Source organism: Chitinophaga sp. Cy-1792, from assembly GCF_011752935.1.
Classification (GTDB): domain Bacteria; phylum Bacteroidota; class Bacteroidia; order Chitinophagales; family Chitinophagaceae; genus Chitinophaga.
The window spans coordinates 514,476-538,418 of the sequence record NZ_VWWO01000003.1 but is presented as its reverse complement, the minus strand read 5'-3'; the positions used below and the strand labels follow the sequence as shown (position 1 = coordinate 538,418).

General features: G+C 45.6%; 11 protein-coding genes. 6 read left to right on the top strand and 5 right to left on the bottom strand.

What is annotated here, in order from left to right; all coding sequences use genetic code 11:
• Window positions 1-674: 674 nt before the first annotated feature.
• The 5 genes from F3J22_RS27545 to F3J22_RS27525 all read right to left on the bottom strand — a co-directional run bounded on the left by F3J22_RS27545 (window position 675) and on the right by F3J22_RS27525 (window position 12,408).
• Entirely contained in the window at window positions 675-2,390 is a 1,716-nt protein-coding gene (locus F3J22_RS27545; RefSeq protein ID WP_167021196.1) for a SusD/RagB family nutrient-binding outer membrane lipoprotein, read from the bottom strand.
• A gap of 19 nt (window positions 2,391-2,409) precedes the next feature.
• A complete protein-coding gene (locus F3J22_RS27540; RefSeq protein WP_167021195.1) occupies window positions 2,410-5,703 on the bottom strand; it encodes a SusC/RagA family TonB-linked outer membrane protein in 3,294 nt (1,097 codons plus the stop codon).
• Between the two features lie 712 nt (window positions 5,704-6,415).
• On the bottom strand, window positions 6,416-7,990 hold the full coding sequence (locus tag F3J22_RS27535; RefSeq protein ID WP_167021194.1) for a SusD/RagB family nutrient-binding outer membrane lipoprotein: 1,575 nt from the start codon (window positions 7,988-7,990) through the stop codon (window positions 6,416-6,418).
• 26 nt (window positions 7,991-8,016) lie between these two features.
• Complete coding sequence (locus F3J22_RS27530) at window positions 8,017-11,118, bottom strand: SusC/RagA family TonB-linked outer membrane protein (RefSeq protein WP_167021193.1); 3,102 nt, start codon at window positions 11,116-11,118, stop codon at window positions 8,017-8,019.
• A 273-nt stretch (window positions 11,119-11,391) separates the two neighbouring features.
• Entirely contained in the window at window positions 11,392-12,408 is a 1,017-nt protein-coding gene (locus F3J22_RS27525; RefSeq protein WP_167021192.1) for a LacI family DNA-binding transcriptional regulator, read from the bottom strand.
• Between the two features lie 263 nt (window positions 12,409-12,671).
• Here F3J22_RS27525 and F3J22_RS27520 point away from each other — a divergent pair, with 263 nt between their 5' ends.
• The 6 genes from F3J22_RS27520 (at window position 12,672) to F3J22_RS27495 (ending at window position 23,942) form a co-directional block, all read left to right on the top strand.
• Complete coding sequence (locus tag F3J22_RS27520; RefSeq protein WP_167021191.1) at window positions 12,672-13,547, top strand: AraC family transcriptional regulator; 876 nt, start codon at window positions 12,672-12,674, stop codon at window positions 13,545-13,547.
• A 145-nt stretch (window positions 13,548-13,692) separates the two neighbouring features.
• Window positions 13,693-14,283 (top strand): RNA polymerase sigma factor, encoded by a 591-nt coding sequence (locus F3J22_RS27515; RefSeq protein WP_167021190.1) that lies wholly within the window; start codon window positions 13,693-13,695, stop codon window positions 14,281-14,283.
• 70 nt (window positions 14,284-14,353) lie between these two features.
• Window positions 14,354-15,382, top strand: coding sequence for a FecR family protein (locus F3J22_RS30640; RefSeq protein WP_167021189.1), 1,029 nt, complete (start codon window positions 14,354-14,356; stop codon window positions 15,380-15,382).
• A 27-nt stretch (window positions 15,383-15,409) separates the two neighbouring features.
• Window positions 15,410-18,877, top strand: a complete 3,468-nt coding sequence (locus F3J22_RS27505; protein WP_167021188.1) for a SusC/RagA family TonB-linked outer membrane protein — start codon at window positions 15,410-15,412, stop codon at window positions 18,875-18,877.
• Window positions 18,878-18,888: 11 nt separating this feature from the next.
• Window positions 18,889-20,466 (top strand): SusD/RagB family nutrient-binding outer membrane lipoprotein, encoded by a 1,578-nt coding sequence (locus F3J22_RS27500; RefSeq protein ID WP_167021187.1) that lies wholly within the window; start codon window positions 18,889-18,891, stop codon window positions 20,464-20,466.
• 332 nt (window positions 20,467-20,798) lie between these two features.
• Window positions 20,799-23,942: a SusC/RagA family TonB-linked outer membrane protein gene (locus F3J22_RS27495; protein WP_167021186.1), complete on the top strand. Its 3,144-nt coding sequence runs from the start codon at window positions 20,799-20,801 to the stop codon at window positions 23,940-23,942.
• Window position 23,943: the final 1 nt, after the last annotated feature.

Sequence of the window (23,943 nt, the reverse complement as noted above, 5' to 3'; positions counted from 1 at the left end):
ATTTGATGGTTCGCGTGCATGGAATTACTCCGTAGCATAGTGATACTTCTATGAAATCGCGCTTATCTACAGGTAAAACGTTTTAGTAAAACGTTTTAGCAACATTTCAATAAAAAAAACCTGTAAAGTTCCTGTGCTCTTCCGGATCAATTTCACTTACAAGTTTTGTGCGATTTGCATGAAATAACAAACCAAACATAGTCATAATTACGAGATTGTCAAAAAAGAATTAACATTTTTTTTATTTTCCTTTCACACTTTTTTAAAGGTGAGAAAATAATATTCTTCCCAAATAAAATACTACCACAGGCGTTTTACGTCGTTTTTTATCTCCCTTAAAATCACCTGAAACATAAGCCGGATACCGAACTATATCATTTCTTCCTACAAATATTTCACAAATAACAACCGATTGAAATTGATTTAAAGCTGATTTTTTATTACCTGAGAGATGTATTGTGCATTTTTTTGATTTCTCTCTCTTCCATCATCCGAATCTCGCACGCCCGCGCGTAATATTCATTTTTTTTTAACTCCTTCCCTGATTTTAAGTATTAATTGTATTTCTGACCATTATAAAATTCTCACAAATAAAAAACGGCTTGCGCTCAAAATTGAACACAAGCCGTTTTATTTTGGAAGTCGCCGCTACTCAGTGGCAACAGCCTTCTCTATTAATAACTATAATCATTTCTGTAATATGTCACACCACGTTTATCCGCAGGAACCCAGAATACCGGAGAAGTAAAGTTGTCTTCCGCTTTTACTTTCAGATAGTTTTCTGTGTTAGTCTGGAACTCTTTGTTCGGGTACCTGATTCGCTCTGCAACAGGCTTCATCACTTTACCGCCAAAGGTAAATGGCTCCAGTTTAGGGTGACGCGTACGACGCAGCTCCGTAAATAATTCATATGCATTTGGCAGGTTCATATGAATATATTTCTGTTGCATCAGTATCTCCATTTTATCTTCCACATTTGCAGCTGCATCAAATTTAGTACGTACAGTAGTAGCATACGTCTGTACATCAGCAGCGGCAGGAACGGCCGGACGCAGGGTTGTATTTGCTGCATAGGTGCTGATACTATTTACCCAATACCAATATTTGGTAGAGTGTACGATTTCATCAGCGATATGCTCACCGGCAGTTTTACCGGTGTTACCCAGGCCTTTCAGCTCAATTTCTGCCAGCAACAGATCCAGTTCGCCCAATGTCATCCAGGTTCCAGGGAAGGTATTACGCTGGTAGGTAGCATGGTTGTACATGGATTTGGCGTTCTGAGCCAGCGAAGAAGTCAGGTTATCTGCATAGGCATAATACCGCTCTCCTGCAAGGTATGCTGCTTCCTGTGCATCAGCATTCATGCTTACACCGCGGTAGTCACCGTATTTGGTAGGCATCGCAATAACCGGCAGACGAGGATCATCGGTACCTGGCTCATAGGCATCCGTACCGAAGTTCATGCGTTTCAGGATAGTATTTGGAACGAAGGTCGCAAATGTATTTTCATACCAGCCACGCTCCCAGGTACCACCACTCAGCGGATCAGCGGTATATGGCATTGTCCACACCGCATCGGTAGTTGGTAATGGTTTAGCCAGTTCTTCGGATAATACCTGTTTAGCCAATGTTGGATTTACACCGGCAATACGCACTGCATATTTAATACGCAGCAGACTGCAGTATTGCACCCAGGCATTGATCTGGCCCTTGCCTGCGAAGTCCTGCTTCACAAAGGTTCCTTTTTCCAGGTCAGTCAATTTGTTATACATCACGGGTAAGGTATCTGCGATACTCTTTAATTCACCGATAACGGTTTCATATGTTTTTGCAGGATCGTCATATGCTGCAAAGAAAGTTCCTGATGTACCTTTCCAGGCCTGGGTAAAAGGAATACTGTTTACCAGGTCTACCAGTTTCAGGGCGCCGTAATCTCTAACGATCTGCGTCAGCTTAATATAAAGCATGGCTTCATTACGCTGGTCTGCTGGTGTATTTCCATAATCATCCAGCATGGAACCATAGTTACGGGTCTTCAGGTAGAAGTCACTGAAATAATTCCGGATGGCACTGTCATCGAAACCATCACCATTGGCCAGGTCGTCGTAGGTAGAAAACCAGGCGTAGCGTGGTGTAATATAACGCTGACTGATCTGTGCATATCCAGGGATACCTTCTCCGCTATTAAGCTGGTAGTACCATTCTCCGTAATCGCCCACATATAATTTCCATCCATACATGGTGGCGGTAAACATGCCCGCAAATTTCTGACCCTGTGGAGGATTGGTCATTTCCGGATTTTCAAACTGTTTCTCCAGTTCTTTCTGACAGGAGGACATGGACCATGCCAGACATCCCATCAATATTATTTTAGAAAAATTGATCTTCATGTTCAGTAATTTTTGCTGATTAGAAACTAACATTCACGCCAATGCTATAAGTGCGTATAGATGGATAGAAAGAGTTTTCTATGTAAATGTCGGAACCGAGTGTAGACTCAGGATCAACGTTTGGTAATGTTTTATAGATATAGAACAGGTTACGTGCAGCTGCGGTAATTTTAGCTCCCTGCAGATGAACAGGCTTCAGGAACCTGGTAGGGATGGCATAGGAAAGTGACAGTTCACGAACTTTGATATAGTCGTTTTTGAACAGTCTGTCCGGACCCCAACCTGTGCTCAGGTCACTGATGTAAGTCTGATAATATGCGGTAGAAGAAGTAATGATATCGTTATTCACATAAGTGATTTTACCGGAACCATCATCCACAGCTTTCACACCTGGCAGCACCATACCATCATGGTAAACGCGGCCATCCTGTGCATTGGCAGGAGCTGGCTGACCATTTGTCCATTTTACGTTCTGCTTGGTAGTTTTATCGATGTAGTAAGTCAGACCACCATGATCTTCATCTCTGTATGCCAGTGTGTTTTTGGTAACACCTAAACCGGTGAGATAATAGTTGGTATAAGAGAAGATTTTACCACCGAATTTATAATCAAGACCGATATGTAAAGAAACGCCTTTGTAAGTCAGATCAGAGAATACGCCACCCAGCACCTTGGTTTGTGTATTACCCACTGTACTCAGTTGATCGCTGAGGGTGTACAGGCCATTCGCATTTACAATATTGTTGCCATTAGGGTCTTTCTTATAGTCGTACATCTGGATATCATTTACCGGACGGCCTTCAGCAGCTATCACTTTGAACCCTGCGTTGCCAGCAATATTGTTGGTGGTGATACCAGGGTAAAGTTTAAGTACTTTTGAACGCTGGCTGGCAGCATTAATACCTACTGTCCATGTCAGGTCTTTGGTCATTACCGGGATACCTTTCAGACTGATTTCATAACCCCAGTTTTTAACATTACCGGAATTGATTTTAATTGAATTATAGCCGGTAGCCGGAGAAAGATCTACACCCATAATCTGCTTATATACATTATTGGTATAGAAGGAGAAATCGGCACTCAAACGGTTTCTTTCAAAAAATCCTGCTTCAAAACCAACTTCGTATTCGCGTTTACGTTCAGAAAACAGCTGGTTGGCAAACATATCCTGTTGTGTGATAATAGTTGCAGCATTGTTGTAACCAACGATACTTCCTACCTCATAGGCTTTATAAGCGTAGTAGTTGGTATTGGTTCCTTTACCTACGTCAGCCCATCCAATGCGGAACTTACCATATTGCAGCTCAGGAATTTTGAGATCTTTGGTAAAGTCCCAGGTGAATGATAAACTTGGATAGTTAAAGGAGTTGTTACTTGGATACAGGGTAGAGTTCCAATCCTGACGATCGGTTACTTCCACGAAGTATTTATCTTTCCAGCCCAGCTGTAATGATCCGAAAACAGAATACACGATTCTGCTGCCGCGGCTGGAAGTTCTTGCTTTTCCTGCGTCTTCCAGGGAAGGGAATGTTTTACTGTTATTAACAGAGAACCATCCCGGAATACGGAATCCGCCGGTAGAACTGGCGAATACGCTGTTGTCATTATCCTGTTGTACGGAACCACCTGCCAACGCATAAACGTGGAGGTTTTTATTCACGAAATCGTGATTATAGGTAAAGTGCGACTGGTAGGTCTGGATGGTATAGTTATCACGTTTCTGTGAATACAACCCACCCTGTATTTCCGGTACTATCCTTGTTTCTTTGTCTTTACGCACGTAGTCTGTGTTCGTATAGTCGATACCGGCGAAGTTAACCATGGCGATATCATCTGTAAAGTTCAGGGTAGCTTTTGCAGACGAGATCATGTGCAATTTTTTATCAGTGCTGAAGTTATCGTACTGATTCCACCAGAAGTCGAACAGTTTAGTCACCATGTTTGGCAGCCCAACAGCGTCGAGGTCTGGTCTGTGGCCGGTTTCATCTTTATAAAACTGGCGGAGTTGCGACAGCGGATAATCGCGGTTCATACCCCATGCTACCAGTCCGTCGATAGAAGGGCGGCGGTTGTTGGAGGTAATGCTGTAGAGGTTGGAAGTAACTTCGAAAGTGGCAAATTTGGATGCTTTCATCTGTCCATTGAAGGAGAAAGTATTTTGTTTCTGCCAGGAGTTTTCGAGGATATCATCATAGCCATAGTTGGTATAGGATAAACGCATGCTTCCTTTGTCGCTGGAACCTGCGATAGCCACGTTGGTCCTGTTGGAGCTACCGTTCTGGAAGAGGCTCATGAAGTTATCCGGAACAGCGGAATATGGACGTACAGTACCGTCAAAATATCGGATAGGCTCATTATTGAATTTAGGACCAAAGCTGAAGCGGCTGCTGATGATCTGTCTTTGTCTTACGCCATTCACTACTTTATATGAGGTATCGTATGGAGAAAGGCCGGAACCATATTCATTCTGAAAATCGATATAGTTGACTGGTTTTTCCGTGGTACGTTGGTGCGACAGCGTTACACCGAAACCTCTGGCGTTGGCGCCGGATTTGGTGGTAATCATGAGTACACCGTTGGCACCTTTTTCACCATAGAGCGCAGTTGCTTTAGCGCCTTTCAGTACATCAATAGAAGCGATATCATCCGGGTTGATATCGTTGATACCTGAACCATAATCGACAGAGTGTAAAGGATCATAACCTCTTACAGCCATACTGGTAGGTGCATCGCGGATTACCACACCATCTACTACGATGAGTGGCCTGTTATTTACGCCATCGCCGCTGGTTAAGCTGGAGGCGCCGCGGATTTTGATATTGATACCAGCCATAGGGCCACCGGAAGCAGCAACGATACCTACGCCGGAAGCTTTACCATAAAGTGCCGCCACCGGGTTAATGGTAGTACCTGCAACAGTGATGTCATCCGCTTTGATGGTAGATACCGCGTAGCCGAGTGATTTACGGCTTTGTTTGATACCGAGGGCAGTTACCACCACTTCACCGAGACCTTTGGAGTCTTCTGAAAGAGAGATATCCAGCGTATGTTTGCTGACGGTGGATACTTCTGTTTTGCCATATCCTACCATAGAAACCTGGAGGATAGCGTTGGTAGAAACGGAGAGGGTGAATTTACCTTCCACATCTGTGGTGGTCCCTACTTTAGTTCCTTTTTCGATAATGGTAACACCTGGGAGTGGAATTCCTTTAGCATCATGGACAACACCGGAGATGTTCCGTTTGTCCTGCGCCAAAGCAAGTTGGCAGGTGAACATCAAAAGAAGCGCAAGTAAGCGTAGCGATCTTTTCATGGAGTACTGATTTAAGTAAAAGATGAGATGAATAGATGTGCAGAATTCACTGGGCATAGCAGTGGCTTTCCGCTATTTTTCGTGCTTGAAAAATCGGTTGATAAAATTTTGAATGTGGCATGCAATAATGCAAAGCATAGTCTGACACGTTAAACGTATATGCATGTACGTTATAACGTGTTGCTCATTGTTCTGAAACAACAAAACATAGGTTTACAGCAAGAAGAAGCATGGTATTACTTCTGCCGCAGCCGGATGTCACTACTACTCATTGCAAATAAAATACTGGTAATGTCTTAACTCATGATTGCTTATTCGAAATAAAAAATAGTACAGAGATTTTGATTTTTGCTCAATACGATGTCCTTCTTTTATTAGATTTTGGTTCTGTCAGTTGTTAGGTATAGTCACTAAAGGTGCGTAGTAAAACGTTTTAGCTACAGTCCTTAAAAAAAAGAAAGCCACTCAAATCATTTCATTAATACTGCTTTCTAACTCAAACTTAGGGAAAGTTTTATTGTTGTACAAACATTTTGTTAAAATTTTTTAGGCAGATAATTGTGTAGAGATTACACTTAGTCCCACTTATTTTATTTACCCGACTGGTACTTAATAAAACGCAGAAAGGACACCTATGGTGTCCTTTCTGCGTTCTGGATGGCGGCGTATACCTGCGGCGCGTGCAGCCATCCAGGGTAATAATAGAAAAACCTTAAGGTTTATCCCACCAGATATTCGTCATAAAAATATCTGCTCCCTGGTCTGCAATGGCGGCTGCCACATGCGCTCCGTTCACGTTGTACTCTCCTCTCGGATAGCGTAGCCGGCGTGGGATCTGACCGTTGGTTTCATTATTCTTATAATTCACCGGAACGAGTACGGGGTAGCCGGTGCGGCGCCAGTTGGCGTATGCCTCGTATTCATTCAGCAGTGTAGTGATATAATATTGCTCTGCAATGGCTTTTATCTGGGCATCCAGGGAGCCTGTCAGGGCTGCTGCCTGGGCTGTGGCGTACGTGGTAGCTGCCCCATCATCGTACACGATGCTGGAAGAATACAGTGTATATTGCCAGATGCCTGCCTTCACGCCTTCTGTAAAATAAGTAGCCGGCGTACCTGTCGTCCAGCCACGGGCAGCGGCTTCCGCCAACATCAGTTCTACTTCTGAATAGGTCATAAAGATATTGGGAGAAGTAGCCTGTGCCAGTACTTGCTTAGGCTGGGAATAGTGCGCTAAGTTAGGATCATCCACAGACGCAATGCCGTAAACAGGGTCCGACGTATTATCGTAACCGTTAGGAAGTCCCTTCTGTGCTGCAGGCACATCGCTGCCGCCAGGAGTGGAATCCGGCTTAGGCAGTTCACTGATGATCTGCAGGCGTGGATCGCTCTTTGTCTGCAACATTGTTATAAATGACTTCGAATATTTGATGGACATATTATCTTTCCCTGTTTGCCCACGGGAGTTTTGATAGGTACCGATCACATGGCTGTTGGGGTTATCATAATCTCCTTCTGCATGATGGATATAAAACACATCTTCTCTGGCTGTCATCACACCGCCGGAAATAGCCTGCTGTACAATGGCTTTGGCCTGTGTCTGGTCTGTCTTTTTCGTAAGCCTCATGCCTACACGCAGCATCAGGGAATAGGCCAGCTTTTTCCACTGTGAAGGGGTGCCACCATAACTGCTGATATCCGCAGTACCGGGATTTGCTTTAGCATCATCCAGCTGACCGGCAGCTTTCGCCAGTTCAGCCGCCAGGCCGGTATAGATCACAGACTGCTGATCATAGCCAGGATAGAAGTTCTGGTTCAGATAACCTAGTCCCATCTGTGTGTAAGGTACGTCACCATACAGATCTGTAATGCGCTGCAGTACTACCACCCTGCAAATACGTGCTATTCCCGCAAAGTTTGACAACGCAGGTACCGTGTCGGTCTGACTAATTATATCTGTAAGTATTTTAATTGCATTCGGATAAAAGGAGTTAAATGCTGCGCCACTATAATCATCATTATACAGGTATTTATCTCCAACATATGTAAGATTCAATGATGCAAAATGCTGAATCATCGGGCCACAGTAAATCAGATTGGCCCTCCATGCTTCATATTCACCGCCGGAAACAAACAGCAGTCCCTTGGTGAGTAATATGCCCGGAGGTACATTCTTAGCGGCGGTAGGATCTGTATTTACCTTATCAAAGTTCTTTGTACAAGCCGTTATACAGAGTATACCAGCCAGCAGCAACGCGGATAATTTTATATATATGGAACGATTCATAATCGGCTGATTTAATAATAAAAAACTTAGAATCTTACATTCAGGTTAAGTCCATAGCTACGTGCCTGCGGATATCCCATTACTTCAGCACCTTGTCCTGCACCACTGGTGTAGTTCGATTCCGGATCAATCCCTGGAAGGTCTTTGTAGATAATCCAGAGGTTGCGTGCTACGAAGGAGATAGAAGCTGCAGTGAGCGGTGTTTTGGCAATCACGGAACCTGGCAGCGCATACGTAAATATGACCTGACGCAACTTGATGAAATCACCTTTGTAAATGAATGGCTCTGCGATGTTGAATGCAATGTTCTGGTAGTAGCTCTGCGCATCTACGTTTTTGGTAACATATTTGGTAGGATCGTTAGGATCCTGTGCCTTGATGTTGATGCCACCTTCACGGCCCTGCAGGGTAGCCTTGTTCAGCCCGAAATAGTAGGAATAATCATTGGTACCGGAATAGATCTTATTGCCCCATTTGCTGTCTATCAGGAAGCTGAGGGAGAAGGCTTTATAAGTGAAGGTATTGGTCAGGCCCAGTGCATACGGCGCCACGCCGGTACCAAAAGCGGTATAATCACCCTGTAAAGGTTTGCCGGCACTGTTAAACAGGATATTACCCTGGTCATCTCTCTTAAACTTATAACCTACTATCTGACCATATGGCTTGCCTGCTATCTGTTGTATCGTTACGTTAAAGGTGCGGACATTGGATACCAACAGACTCGAAGTTCCGGCGCCCAGCTCTGCTACATCACTCTTGTTATAGGAGAAGTTAGGACTGATATCCCAGTTAAAATTCTTTTTACGTATAGCCGTTGCTGTTAATAACAACTCCACTCCTGAGTTTTTAACTTTTGCCACGTTGATAAAAGCAGTATTAAACCCGGAAGCATTGGAGATAGTATTCTGTATGATATCATTACGGGTAGTGCGGGTATAGTACGCGAAATCTGCACTAAGTCTGTTATCGAAGAACCGTGCTTCAAATCCCGCTTCATAACTGGCATTTACGTAAGGTTTGAGGCTGTAATTCGGTACTGCATAACTGCCGTCAGGCGCCTTTTTCACGTCAGCCACAGGTATTCCCAGGAAAGGATTCTGGAGCTGATAGGCCAGATACAACCGGTAAGGATCGGTATCCCCTCCCACTTCTGCCCAGGAAGTACGCAGTTTGGCATAATTGATCCAGGATGGCATCTTCACTGCATCTGAGAGTACAAAGCTCAATCCTACAGACGGATAGAAGATACTCCTTTCTGAAGGCGCCAGCGTGGAAAACCAGTCGTTACGACCGGTGGCAGTCAGGTACAGCCAGCTTCTGAAGGATAATTCCGCAGACCCGTAGAGAGAATTAATCTTCTTTTCGGCGATATCGTTCGTGACCGTTTTGGTCAGCAGGTTTGTCTGGTCATAGAAGTAAGGAATGATAAATGTGTTTCCTGTGAGGAAGAATTTATCCATTTTATTATGCATCTGGTTTCCTCCAACGAAAGCGGTGAGATGGAAATCTTTGCTCAATTGTTTATCTACTCCCAGCATGAAATCGGCGTTTACTTCATAGAAGTTCTGGCGGGACTGTTCGTTGATTTGTCCGCCGGTATTGTACGCGGTACCGGTAGGTGTGATGGCGAAGTTGTTGCGGTACCACATATCTGCACCTATACGGCCTTTTGCATAAAGCCATGGGAGGATATCCCAGCGGATTTCGGCAGAGTTGATAAAGCGATCACGTTTATCGTCCTGGTTGAAATCATATACAGAAAAGTAAGGGTTGGTAATATATTCGTTTGCCTCCCATCTTCTTTCGAAGCCGTTTGCATCCAGTTTATGATCACGGAGGGTGAGTACAGACAAGCTGGTAGGCAGCATATACAGGGAGAAGTTCGCATTACCGGGAGAATCGGACACCCTTGGACGGTTGTCTACTCTTTCACGGCTGTACTTGGCGTTGACCACCAAAGTGATTTTCCTTCCCAGCAGAGCGTTTACGTTCAGACTCAGGTTATCACGGCGCATACCTGAGTTAGGCAGCATAGCTTCATTCTTCATGTCAGTAGCGCCGAAACGGTAATTAATTTTTTCGTTCCCCCCGCTAAAAGCGATGGAGTTGGTGAAAGTGTAACCGCTTTTATAGAAATCTTTGAAGTTCGATTTTACTGCGCTGTACGGATGGGTATTTCCATCGAACTGAATAACGGGAGAACCATCCAGTTTTGCTCCCCAGCTGAAAAGACCTGCGGAGATAGCTTCTGCTTGTGACTGGGGTTTCACGCCATTGAGTCCCATCCCATAGTCGTATTGCCAGTCCAGGGTATTTACGATAGGTTTATCCAGCACGATGTTGCTGCTGAATTCAATACCTACCCCTTTCCGGTTGGAACCACTTTTTGTAGTGATGAGGATAACGCCATTTGATGCACGGGAGCCATAGAGAGCGGCAGCTGTACCGCCTTTCAGTACCGTCATCGTAGCGATATCATCAGGGTTGATACTGGTCATACCATCGCCGGCGTCCATACCGCCGTATTCGTTGGCACTGCCGAGATTACTATTATTGATGGGGATTCCATCCACAACTATGAGCGGCTGGTTATCCCTGTTTTTATCGATAGAGGTGTTACCCCTCATGACAATGCGGCTGGAAGCAGCAGGGCCTGTAGAGGCCATGGACACGTTGAGGCCGGCCACTTTACCGCTGAGAGAGGCTACTACGTTGGTACCGCGTGCCTGCGTCAGTTCATCGCCCTTTATTTCCGAGACGGAGTACCCCAGGGCCTTTTTTTCCTTTTTGATACCCAGTGCAGTTACCACCACTTCACTGAGGTTTTTATTATCGGCAGCCAGCTTGATGGCCATGGTACTGCCGGAAACGGTAACATCCTGTTCTACGTAGCCGATATACCTGAAAGTAAGTACAGTGCCGGGGGCTGCGCTCAGATGGAATGCGCCGGCGTCGTTCGTTGTGGTGCCTTTGGCGGTGCCTTTTACCAGTACTACCACACCAACCAGTGGCTGACCGGTAGCAGCATCTACCACCGTTCCGTCAATGGACTGCTGGGCTATGGCCGCAGGAGCTGCCAGGATCAGCAGCAGGAATAGAAAGATAGCATGAATAGAATTCTTGAACATGATACAGGTATGAAGTGAAGCAATAATTAACGTGCATTTTGGTTGTTTCTACGGGGTAATGGGACAACAGGAATAATGATTATTGAATCTCTTTTCGTAACGATACCGCACATACGATCTATTTATGCTAACAAAAAACAATAAAAAGTGTTGAGATTCCGGGGGAGATATTTGGGAAAACAGCAAAAAAAATCCAGCATCCTGGGATGCTGGAAATATATTCGGTGCCGCCTATACGAAAGGTTCGCTAAAACGTTATAGTAGGACGGCTAATCATTTACGGGAAGAAGGCCTGATGATCAGGTCGAGTGGTAATACCACCTGTTGCGGTTCGGTACCCGGGTGGTTGAGTTCCTGCATGAGGATCTGCACGATCTGCTGGCCGATTTCCTTAACAGGCTGTGCTACGCAGGTAATGGCCGGACTATGCAGGCGGAAGATATCATGGTCATCGAAGCTCACTACGCCAATTTCCTTGCCGATGGCGAGGCCCAGGCTACGGATACTTTCAATGCCATAGATGCCCAGGTAGTTGGTTGCAAAGAAGATGGCATCCAGTCCTTTCGTGTTGGTGATAAACTTTTTGATTTCCTCGTCAAATCCTTCCCTTTCCTGGTCGAAGGCTAATTTTTTGACGAGAGATTTATTCACCGCGATGCCGGCATCTTTCAGTGCACTGAGATAGCCGTCCAGACGGTCTTTCATCTGCACCTGATCAGAAGTGGTGGTGATGATGGCAATCTTTTTATATCCCTGTTTGATCAGATGGGCAGTGGCATCTTTGGCGCCTTTGAAGTTATCCACTACTACATAGCTGGAATCCACATGCGGGAAGTAGCGGTCCATCAGTACGATGGGCTTGCCGGCTGTCTGGAGCAGTTCAATGTCTTTGTCCAGGTTTTTCGTGGGCGTAATAATATAACCATCTACCTGGCGGTATTTGAGTACGTCCAGGAGGCCGCGGGCTTTTTCGGTATTGTCTTCCGTGGAGCCATACAGTACCTTGTACCCCGATTTATCGGCTTCATCTTCCACTACTTTTGCGAGTGTGGCGAAGAAGCTGTTGGCGATATCTTCTACGATGAGCCCGATTGTTTTGGTTTTCCCGGTACGCAATCCTCTTGCCAGCTGATTTGGTTTATATTTCAGCTTACCGGCGATTTTCTGAATTTTTTTGCTAACCTGATCGCTGATTCTTTTCTCTTTTGCCTTACCATTCAATACGAATGAAACAGTGGTGGGAGAAACGCCTGCCTGTTTAGCAATATCTTTAATAGAGATACCTTTCATAATAAGTAGTATGCTATATCGATTTAGCTCAGCGTAAATTACAAAATGAAGCTGAAATTTACATAGTTGTACGAATTATTCCAAAAGAAGAGCGGAAAACGGTAAGCCTGTGATTGTTTAATTTGTATCACATAAAAAGGTCATTTTCGGAAAGATGATATTTTTTTAACCAAATTTTAATAATTTGGCAACATTCATAGGACAATGGTAATACTCATGAAACAAAAATTGCCATAATAGGAATTCTTAAAATTAATACGTGAATGAAACCCATTCTTATTAAAGTTGGGGCCTTTGCCGATAACCAGATCACTATTATCGAAAGATGTGATCCTTATTTCAACACACCATTTCACTTTCATGCCGAATGTGAGCTGGTATTTGTGACGGAGAGCCATGGAAAGCGCATCGTGGGCGACAGCATAGAAAGCTTTGAGGAGGGCGACATGGTATTTCTCGGGCCACATATACCGCATGTATGGTACAACGACGAGGCCTATTACAAAGGGGATGAGAGCCTGAAAGCTCGTTCTGTGGTGATTTATTTCCCGAAAGACATCTTCGGGGAGAAATTTTACGGCCTTCCGGAAACCAAGGCGCTGAGTGAGTTATTCCATAAAGCGCAGCGTGGTATGAAGATCACTGGCCCTACCTACGACCTGCTGAAGCCGGAAATCCTGTCTTTACCCCGCAAAGAGGGACTTGAAAGGATTATCTCCCTGCTCCACATCTTAAAAACGCTGTCTGAAACCAGGGATTGCTATTACCTGGCCAGCACTGGTTATTCGCATGCCTACAACCTGAAAGACAACCACAAGATTGATGAAGTTTTTAAATATGTGATGAACAACTTCTCCAAGGAGATCTCCCTGCAGGATGTTGCCAGCATTACTAACCTGTCGCCGCAGTCGTTCTGCCGCTTCTTTAAAAACCGAACCAAGAAGTCTTTTGTGCAGTTCCTCAATGAGGTACGTATCGGCCATGCCTGCAAGCGCCTGACAGAGGAAGACTGGTCTATTGCGGAAATTGCCTACTCCTGCGGGTTTAAAAATCTGTCCAATTTCAACAGATTCTTTAAAGAGATCGTCGGAAAAACACCAAAAGAATATAAAAATGAACTTCGCCTGAAAGAAGCGTAATTATTTTAGAGACAATAATTTGTCCGGACACACCACGTATATGATACTATTTTCCCGAAATTAAATAGAGAAATGTCCGGAAATATTTACTACTTTCATAACGATAACATTTGTCAACCAAAGCTTTTTCCTCTCCTGTAATTCGATGTACAGCAGTTATCAAGATCATGAATTAGTATCGCTGATAAAAAGCGATAACATTGCTGCCTTCAATGCCATCTATGACCGGTACAGCAAAATGCTGTATTTGTTTATCTATAGTAAACTGGATGCCAGCGATATCAGCAAAGATGTTTTGCAGGACCTCTTTATTTCCCTGTGGGAAAAAAGACAAACCCTGGTATTGAAGGAATCCCTCAAATCCTACCTCTACCAGGCGGCCCGGCATAAAATAATAGACATCTACCGTAAAAACACTACTTACAGAAAATATCTGCAGCAGCTCATCGAACACTTCGATGAGCAGCCGCATTCCATCACCGACCATGTGGATACCAAAGCCAGAACACAGGAAATGTTCGAGGCCATCAACCACCTGCCGGAAAAAATGAAGGAAATTTTCATGCTGAGCAGGTTCGAGAACCTGAGTGTCGAACAGATCGCCACCCACCTCAACCTCTCCCAGCAGACTGTTAAAAACCAGATTACCAAGGCGTTAAAAATATTACGCGCCAATTATGCCCAGCCGGACATCATCCTGCTGGTGGTTTCCATTTTACTGGGTTACCTGGTGTAATTATATTTTTTGCATTTATATAGTACCAATTCCACGTTATTACGACATCACAATATCAAAATCGCTACAGGTGAACACAGATCAGATAAAAATATTACTGGAAAAATATAACCAGGGCAACTGCTCACCGGAGGAAGCGCATATCATTGAACAATGGTTCGAGAATATCAATCGTCATCAGTCTGTTGTAAAGAATGATGATGTACTCCAATTAGATTTAGACGAAGTTAAAAGCCTTATAAATGAGCAAATAGCACCGCAAAGGGAAGTTACTCCCCCTGCCCCGGCAGAAAATATCAGAAGCCTCCGCCCATGGTATTTCGCCGCCGCCGCTGCTGCTGTTTTTGCCGCCATCATCGTAACATTCACTTTTACCAGGAATAAAACCGACATATCACAACCAATGGCCGCCGACTTCAAAACAAGTACCCGCGCGCTCGTCAATGGTTTTATAGAGATCACCACCCCTTCCGGTATCGCAGAAACAGTTACCCTGGAAGATGGTAGCACCATTACCATGAATGGTAGCAGTAAACTACGTTACCCGCAACATTTCGACAAAAAAGCCCGTAATATCTGGCTGGAAGAAGGCGAAGCCCTGTTTGACGCTGCCCGCGACCCCGCCAGGTCATTCACCGTATATAGCGGCTCCATCGCCACCAGCGCGCTCGGAACCTCCTTCAACGTACGTTCCTATGCCCACGAAGACGATATCACCGTGTCCCTGATTTCCGGAAAAGTGAAAGTAGAACGCAAGGGTAATGAAGATGTACCCACCATCCTCCTCCCCAGCGAAAAAATCAGCTTCAACAGAATATCACTCAACATGATAAGATCTTCCTTCTCCAACCCTGACTATATTACAGGATGGAAAAAAGGAACCCTGAATTTTAAAGATGCCAATTTTGACGAAATAGCCCGTACCCTGAAAGGCCGTTTCGGCGTAACACTCATCAATCAAAGCAGTAAAAAGGAATGGAGCTATAAAGGCACCTTCAGAGAAGAAGGCATTAAAGAGTTAATGGACGATATTACCCTGGCCAGAGAACTTTCTTATACCATTCAAAACGACACAATCTATCTGAAAAACAAAAACTAACGCGATATGAGGGTAAAACCATGCCCAATGAAATGGTTTTTATCCTTAGGATTGATACTCACGCTACTGCTGGCAGGCAGTCTGAATTCCATCGCCAGCAGCGTCCGGCAAATCGCGGAATCACCGCCTCCGGAAATCGTCGTCAGTATCCAGGCCAAGGACAAAAACCTGGAGGACGTAATGTCAGAAATATCAACCAAAACAGGACTCAACTTCCATTATGACAAAACAGACCTGAATCTAAAAAAAACAGTTTCGCTCAATTGCAATAAACAGCCAATAGAAGAGGTACTTTCAGCATTATCTGCACAGACAGGATTTAAGTTTACCCGAAAAAATAATAAGATAATCGTTAGTGCGGAAAGTGATACAGGACAGTCACCAACCGTAGAGCTGGAAAAGCACGCTTCATTAGAAAGAGATATCACAGGGACAATACGCGATAATAAAGGCACGCCACTTCCAGGAGTTACCATCCAGATAAAAAACACGTTAAAAGGCACTCAATCCAACGCCGACGCAGCTTTTACCATCAAAGCTTCGCCCGGCGATGTGCTTATTTTCAGCTCTGTCGGATTCTTTAACAAAGAAGTCATGATCAGCAGCAACAGCGAAGTAAACGTTGTGCTGCAGGAAAACGTGCGCGCCCTCGGCGAGTTGATTGTAACGGCCATGGGTATCCAGAAGAAATCCAAAGAACTCCCGTATGCCACCCAGCAGCTGGATGGAGAGGATGTTTCGCTCGTTAAAGACGCCAACGTCATGAATACCCTCTGCGGTAAAACTGCCGGCATGACCATCTCCCGCAGCGCCTCCGGCGTAGGCGGCAGTGTCAGGGTGGTGCTCCGCGGTAATAAATCTACCCGCGAAAACCAGCCACTATACATCGTTGACGGCGTACCATATGCCAACTTCACCCCTTCACAGCCCACCGATGTCTGGGGGCAATCCAACAACATCATCGGCGCCGGTGGCAGAGATGGTGGCGACGGTATCTCCAACCTGAACCCGGACGATATTGAAAGTATCAGCATTCTCAAAGGCGCCTCCGCCGCCGCATTATATGGCAGCCAGGCCGCCAACGGCGTCATACTCATCACCACCAAAAAAGGTAAACCAGGAAGAAGTAAGCTAGACTTCACCTCCGACTTCACCGTGGAAACCCCTTCCCTGCTCCCTTCCCTGCAATACCGCTACGCACAAACCGACCCTCCGGGAACTGATAGCGTCAAAACCCCGCAGCCAGGCTCCCTCGGCAGCTGGGGCCGCCCCATTCATGCACCAGACCATGTAAAAGATTTTTACAATACAGGAAACACCTGGACCAACGGCATCTCCTTCAGCGGAGGTACCGAAACAGCACAGAGTTATTTATCATATACCAATACATCCAACAAAGGAATTCTGCCGACGAACGTTTTCGACAGACATGCTATCAATTTCAGAGAAACGCTCAAGCTGCTCAACAACCGCCTCGTAATGGATGCCAACGTGTCGTTTACCGCACAAACCGCCACCAACAGGCTATCTTCCGGGTTATACTACAGCCCTATCTCAGGATTGTATGTATTCCCCAGGGGCCAGGACTTCAGCTATTATGAAAATAATTTCGAGTACCTGGACAAAGAGCGGAACCTCTACCTGCAAAACTGGTGGAATATCCGGAACGATAAAAGATGGATAGGGCAAGATGACCAACAGAACCCCATGTGGGCACTCAGGCGAAACATCCGCCTCGACTCCAGGTACAGAGGTATGGCCACCATCGCACTTACCTACCAGCTGAATAACTGGCTGTCGCTGCAAAGCCGTGGCAGCTTCGATAAATCCCTGGACCAATACGAACTGGAAGCCTATGCCGGCACACAGGTAGTACTCGCCGCCAGCAATGGCCGGTATACCAATGAACGGGAATTCAATACCCAGCTGTATGGCGACTTTATGCTCAACGGCTCCGGGAAAGTCAACAAATGGCTGCATCTTGCCGGCAACCTCGGCAGCAGTATCACGGATATCAAGGCACATGAAAGGACGTATAACGGCGCCAATCCCAATGCAGATCCTGGTATGATGTACCCGAATAAATTCTCCGTTACCAATATCATGACCAATTCCATGGATGCCGTGCATACCATTGAGCAGAAACAGTTGCAGGCCCTGTTTGGAAACGTACAGCTAGGGGTAAAAAACTTCCTCTTCCTCGACCTCACCGGCAGGAACGACTGGTCCAGCACGTTCGCCTATACACCCACCCTGCATAAAGGCTATTTTTACTATTCCGCCGGAACTTCCGTTATCCTGAGCGATGTACTGAAATTGCCCAAGGCAATAGAATTTCTCCGGGCAAGGTTTTCCTTCGCCAAAGTAGGGAATGATATCGCCAGCTATTCCAGTAACCCTGCGCCTTTCACCATGCAAACCATTGCCGGCGTTACCAGGGTGGTGCTGAACCAACGCACCCCTTATCCTGGTGTATCGCTGGAACCGGAAGACAACCATTCCGTGGAATCCGGTATAGAAGCACGTTTCCTCAACGGCCGCATCAGCGCTGACGTCACCTGGTACAAAAACAATAACTACAAGCAATACATGGAAGTGCCCGCCCCTCCGGGTTCTAAATACATGACCTATTACCTCAACATGGGTAATATACAGAACAAAGGATGGGAAGTAACACTCACCGTAACGCCTGTACGCAGTAAAAAAATTAACTGGACCAGCACCATCAACTACGCCGCCAACAAAAATAAAGTCATCAAACTCAGTAATGCCAATATTCCCGGTGCGGACAACACCAACAGCTTTACCCTTACCGACTTTGGCGTGAATATGTTTGGCTCATTTATACAGGAAGGTGGTAGCTGGGGAGATATCTATTCCAACAAGGAACTGATCAAAAATGCCAAAGGGCAGTACCTGCTGGACGACTCCGGGCAGCTGAAAAGAGAACCGGTATTCAAGCGGGTAGGTAACCCCAATCCTGATTTCACCCTGGGCTGGAACAATAGCATTTACTACGGAAACTTTGCATTGAGCTTCCTGATCGATGGCAGATTTGGTGGTAAGGTCATGAGTGTAACCCAGGCAGTGCTTGACTCCTACGGCGTAAGTGAAGTTACCGCCAAAGCCAGGGACAATGGCGGCGTGGCGATCAATGCCGTATATCCTGACGGCACACCATTTACCGGGAAAATGGATGCACAGAAATATTATACCTCCATTGGCGGCAGGGCAGGTATCGGGGAAATGTACATGTACGATGCCACCAACATACGTTTGCGCGAACTGAGTTTAAGCTATCGCATCCCGTTGAAGTGGAAATGGTTACGGAATGCACGTGTAGGGCTGATTGGCAGAAACCTGCTGTTCTTTAAGCTCAGTGCACCGTTTGATCCGGAAGTATCTATGGGCGCCGGTAACGGCTTACAGGGCGTAGATGTATTTGGCCTGCCTCCTACCCGTAGCTACGGAATGAATTTAAAAATTGGATTTTAAAATATCCGTTTATGCGCAGTTGGATAAACAAAATAGTACCCGTGCTACTGACAGCCATGCTGTTAAGTGCCTGTACCAAACGTTTTGGAGAGATCAATAAAAACCCTTACGATTTTACAGAAGAGGAGCTGAACGCTGATTTTCAGCTGATGGGTGAACCATTATCGCAGGCCCAGCTCAACCTGCTCATCTATAACGATCCACCTACTGCACAATTGCAGCAGAACCTGAATGCAGATGTATTTTCAGGATATATGATGTCGCCCAATCCTTTTGAAGATAACAACAACAATACGACCTATGGATTGCGTTACTACTGGAATATAAAGCCATGGCTGGTTACCTATGGTAATGTGATGAAGTCGTGCGACTTTGCACAGGAGAAGGCTGTAGGTAAATACCCTGAATTCTATGCCTGGGCACAGATTCTTAAAGTAGAGGCCATGCACCGCCTGAGCGACATATACGGGCCCATCATCTACTCACATTATGGCCAGATCAATGCAGATAAAAGCATTGACTATGACTCACAACAGGATGCCTATTACCATTTCTTCCAGGACCTGGATGCCGCTATTAAAGTGCTGACTGATTCTGTGAATGCACATGCCGTTTCCAGGTTTACCAATTTTGACCTGGTATATAAGGGAGATTACCTGAAGTGGGTCAAGTTTGCCAACACCCTGCGGTTACGGCTGGCCGTACGCATCTACGGCGTGGACCATGTTAAGGGGAAACTGGAAGGAGAGGCCGCTTTGAGTAATCCATTAGGACTACTAACCACACCTGAAGACAACTTTGCCGTTAACATAGCTCCCGTTACACATCCGCTCAACATCATCTGTTATAACTGGGCCGACATCAGGATGGGGGCGCCGATGGAATCTATTCTTACCGGGTATAAAGACCCCAGGCTGCCACACTACTTTGTACCTACTGATGCCGGCGCAAATGCCTATCATGGCATCCGCAACGGCATTAATATCTCAGCGAAAGAAGAATATACCGGGTTCTCCATGCTGGTAAAATTCGACAACAAAATCCAGTTTATGACAGCTGCGGAAGCCTGGTTCCTGAAAGCAGAGGCCGCACTGAACGGCTGGAGCAATGCAGGAGATGCCGGCAGTAATTATGCCAGGGGCATCAGTACTTCTTTCCGTCAGTATAGTATACCTAACGTAGACGACTATCTGAATAATGACAGCAGCAGGCCTGCTCCGTATAAAGATCCCCAAAACGCCGCCAACAATGTATTGGAAGGCGACCCTCATCTCAGCACAATCACCATTAAATGGAATGACCATGCGCTGTATGAGGAAAAACTGGAAAGAATCATTACCCAGAAATGGATTGCGATGTTTCCCGAAGGGCAGGAAGCATGGTCGGAGTTCAGGCGTACAGGTTATCCCAAATTATTTCCTGTAGTAGTCAATAATAGTGGCGGCACTATTAATACAAACAAATTTATCAGAAGGCTGCCGATGCCTTCAACAGAATTGACGACTAACCCCAAAGCTGTTGCCAGAGCCGTGGCCACGCTGAAAGGACCTGATGAAGGTGGTACACCACTCTGGTGGGACCTGCGCTAATATCTCCCTAAAAAAATATATGGTTAACCCCTATTGCAATTTTTTTTTGCATTTTTTTTTAATCCGGATAGTACCAAGGTAATTTCCGTGCGACTACCTATGCATTATACCATCAAAATATAATAATCTAAGCCAAGCGTTCAGCCAATGATGTAAAAGAAAACACCTGACAATTCTCTCCCAATCTTTCGCGTGGCCGTAAAAAGGACCACCCGTTAACCAAAAGCCGAAGGGCTTATTGGAGATGGCATGCGACGACCAAAATAAGATGTAGTTCCGTTTGAGAAAATCTATCATCTATAATTCCATTTATTAACCAAAAAAAGGCATGTATGAAAAACAATCTACGCCTTATGAAAGTGTGTCTGGCAGCAGGAGTTGCCCTCACTAGCATAATTGCAGACAATGCACAGGTGAGGGCGGCCGGTCTTAATGAGCCCGGGCTATCCTACACCAGCATTTTCCAGAACAAAGAGGTGACTGGAACTGTCCGTGATAATAAAGGAAATGCGCTGCCGGGAGTAACAGTTCAGGTGAAGGGTACATCCAGAGGTACTCAAACAAACGCTGATGGTGCGTTTACGCTGGAAGCCAAATCAGGCGATATATTAATATTCAGTTCAGTTGGATTCGGCGTAAAAGAAGTGCCAGTAGGTAATGGCAGTAGTCTGAAAGTAGTACTGGACGATAATGTCAGAGGCCTGAACGAATTAGTTGTTACCGCATTGGGTATTCAACGTAAGGCAAAAGAGTTAACATATTCCACACAGTCTGTCAAAAATGAAGAGCTGACAACTGTTAAAGAGACCAATGTGGTCAATAGTTTGTCCGGGAAAATTTCCGGATTGCAGGTAAACCGCAGCGCCAGCGGCGTTGCCGGTTCTGCAAGAGTAGTATTGCGCGGCCAGAAATCCATTCGTGAAAACCAACCCCTTTATGTGGTAGACGGCGTTCCTATTGCGAACTTCACCAGTGCACAACCCACTGACCTCTGGGGACAATCATCAGGAGCATCCTCAGGGGGCAGGGATGGTGGAGACATTCTCAGTACCATCAACCCCGACGACATCGAAAGCGTGAACGTACTCAAAGGCGCCTCTGCCTCCGCATTGTATGGTAGCCAGGCTGCCAACGGTGTTATCATGATCACCACCAAAAAAGGAAAAGCAGGACAGGCAAGAGTAAACTACTCTTCCAACTTCACACTGGATAACCCTGCCTATAAGCCAGACCTGCAGTATGAATACCTGCAGACAAACAAAGACAACCTCTATAGCTGGGGCCCTAAAGGCAGCAGCCCCGATCACGTGAAATCATTCTTCCAGAATGGTACCACCTGGATCAACAGTATCAACGTAGCCGGTGGTACAGATAAAGCGCAGACTTATTTCTCCTATTCAAATACTACGAATAAAGGAATTCTGCCTACCTCAAAATTTGATCAGCATACCGTTAACTTCAGGGAAAATGCCAGCTTCCTGAACGACAGGCTGAACATCGATGCGAACGTACTGGCCACCACCCAGAACGCACATAACCGTCCAAGCTCAGGTTTATACTACAATGCTTTGACCGGTTTGTACCTCTTCCCACGCGGATTGGATTTTCAATCATATAAAAACCAGTTTGAGTACTTCTCTCCTACCCGGAATATGTATCTCCAAAACTGGTGGAACCTTAACTACGATGAAGGGAAAAGCGGACAGGACTCACAACAGAACCCTTATTGGATCCTCAACAGGAACGTAACAGAGAACAGGAAAGACAACCTGATAGCAGCCATTACGTTGAAGTATACACTCAACAAGTGGCTGACTATTCAGGCCAGAGGAAACGCCAATAAATCATGGGATAAGTATGAGCTGAAAGCCAATGCCGGTACACAAACAACCATCGCAGACAACAACGGCCGCTATACCTACGATTATATCACCAGTACCCAATATTACGGTGATGTACTCTTAACCGGTACCCCTAAGATCTCCAATAACTTTGGCCTGAACTTCACCTTAGGTAGCAGCATCACTGATCTCAAACAGGACCGTACCTTCCTCGATTCCAAAGATGGAGACCTGGCATTTGCCAACGTATTCCATATCGGTAACCTGAACCTCAATTCCGCCACCAAAGTAGTTCCTGGCGGTCTGAGAAGGCAGCTGCAATCCGTGTTTGCCACAGCAGGACTGAATTTCCGTGAGAAAGTGTTTTTAGATTTAACCGGACGTAATGACTGGTCATCGACCCTGGCATATACGCCGAATATGAAAAAAGGCTACCTGTATTACAGTGCAGGTCTGAACACCATCATTACCGACCTGGTGAAGTTCCCATCTTGGGCTGATTATGGAAAAGTACGTTTATCCTATGCTAAAGTAGGTAACGACGTAGCACCTTTTTCCACCTTACCCACCAACACTATTTCTTCGGGTATCCTGACATCAAATACCTCCGGTTCTTTCCTGGGCCAGCCACTGAAACCTGAAATGACCACTTCCGTGGAATTAGGTACAGAATGGCGCTTCCTGGATAACAGGCTGAATTTTGATTTCACCTGGTACAATTCACATACAAAAGATCAATACTTCGATTTCCGCATATCGAGTGGCTTCCTTTACCCTAATGCCTTTATCAATGCTGGTAATGTTCGCAATACGGGTATTGAGGCCACTTTAGGTTACCAGGTGATCAAACAGAAAAACCTGGGATGGACCACCACCTTCAACTTCACCAGGAATAAAAATACCCTGATTGAACTGGCGCCTCAGTTACATGGCGACTATACCATTACCCCTAAAGGCGATAACGTTAATAACTATGCCCTGGTACTACATGAAGGCAGTTCCTTCGGAGATATCTATGGCAAACAGTTCCAGCGTGCAGCAGATGGTAGTATCCTGGTAGATGACAATGGCAAGCCACTTGCCAAAGACGGTGCGCTGACCTATCTCGGTAACCCTACCCCTAAATTCCTGCTCGGATGGAACAACAGCTTTAACTATAAGCAATTCACCCTCAACTTCCTGATCGATGGTCGTTTTGGTGGTAAAGTAATGAGTATTACACAGGCGATGCTGGATGAATATGGCGTATCAAAAGCCACCGCAAACGCCCGTAATGCTGGCGGCGTAAACATAGCAGCCACTAAAGCCAGTGGCGGCAAATTCAGTGGTCCTATCGATGCAGCCACCTTCTATGGAGCAGTAGCGGGTCGTGCAGGTATCACAGAATATTATATGTATGATGCTACCAACGTACGACTCAGAGAGCTTTCGCTCGTGTACAGCATTCCGCTGCACAGCAAAGCGGTGAAAGACCTGAAAGTAGGCTTTGTAGGCCGTAACCTGTTCTTCTTCACGAAGAAAGCACCTTACGACCCGGAGCTGAGCATGAGTACCGACAACGGTTTACAAGGCGTGGACGTATTTGGATTACCAGCTACACGCAGTTTTGGTCTTAATCTGAAAGTAGTGCTTTAAT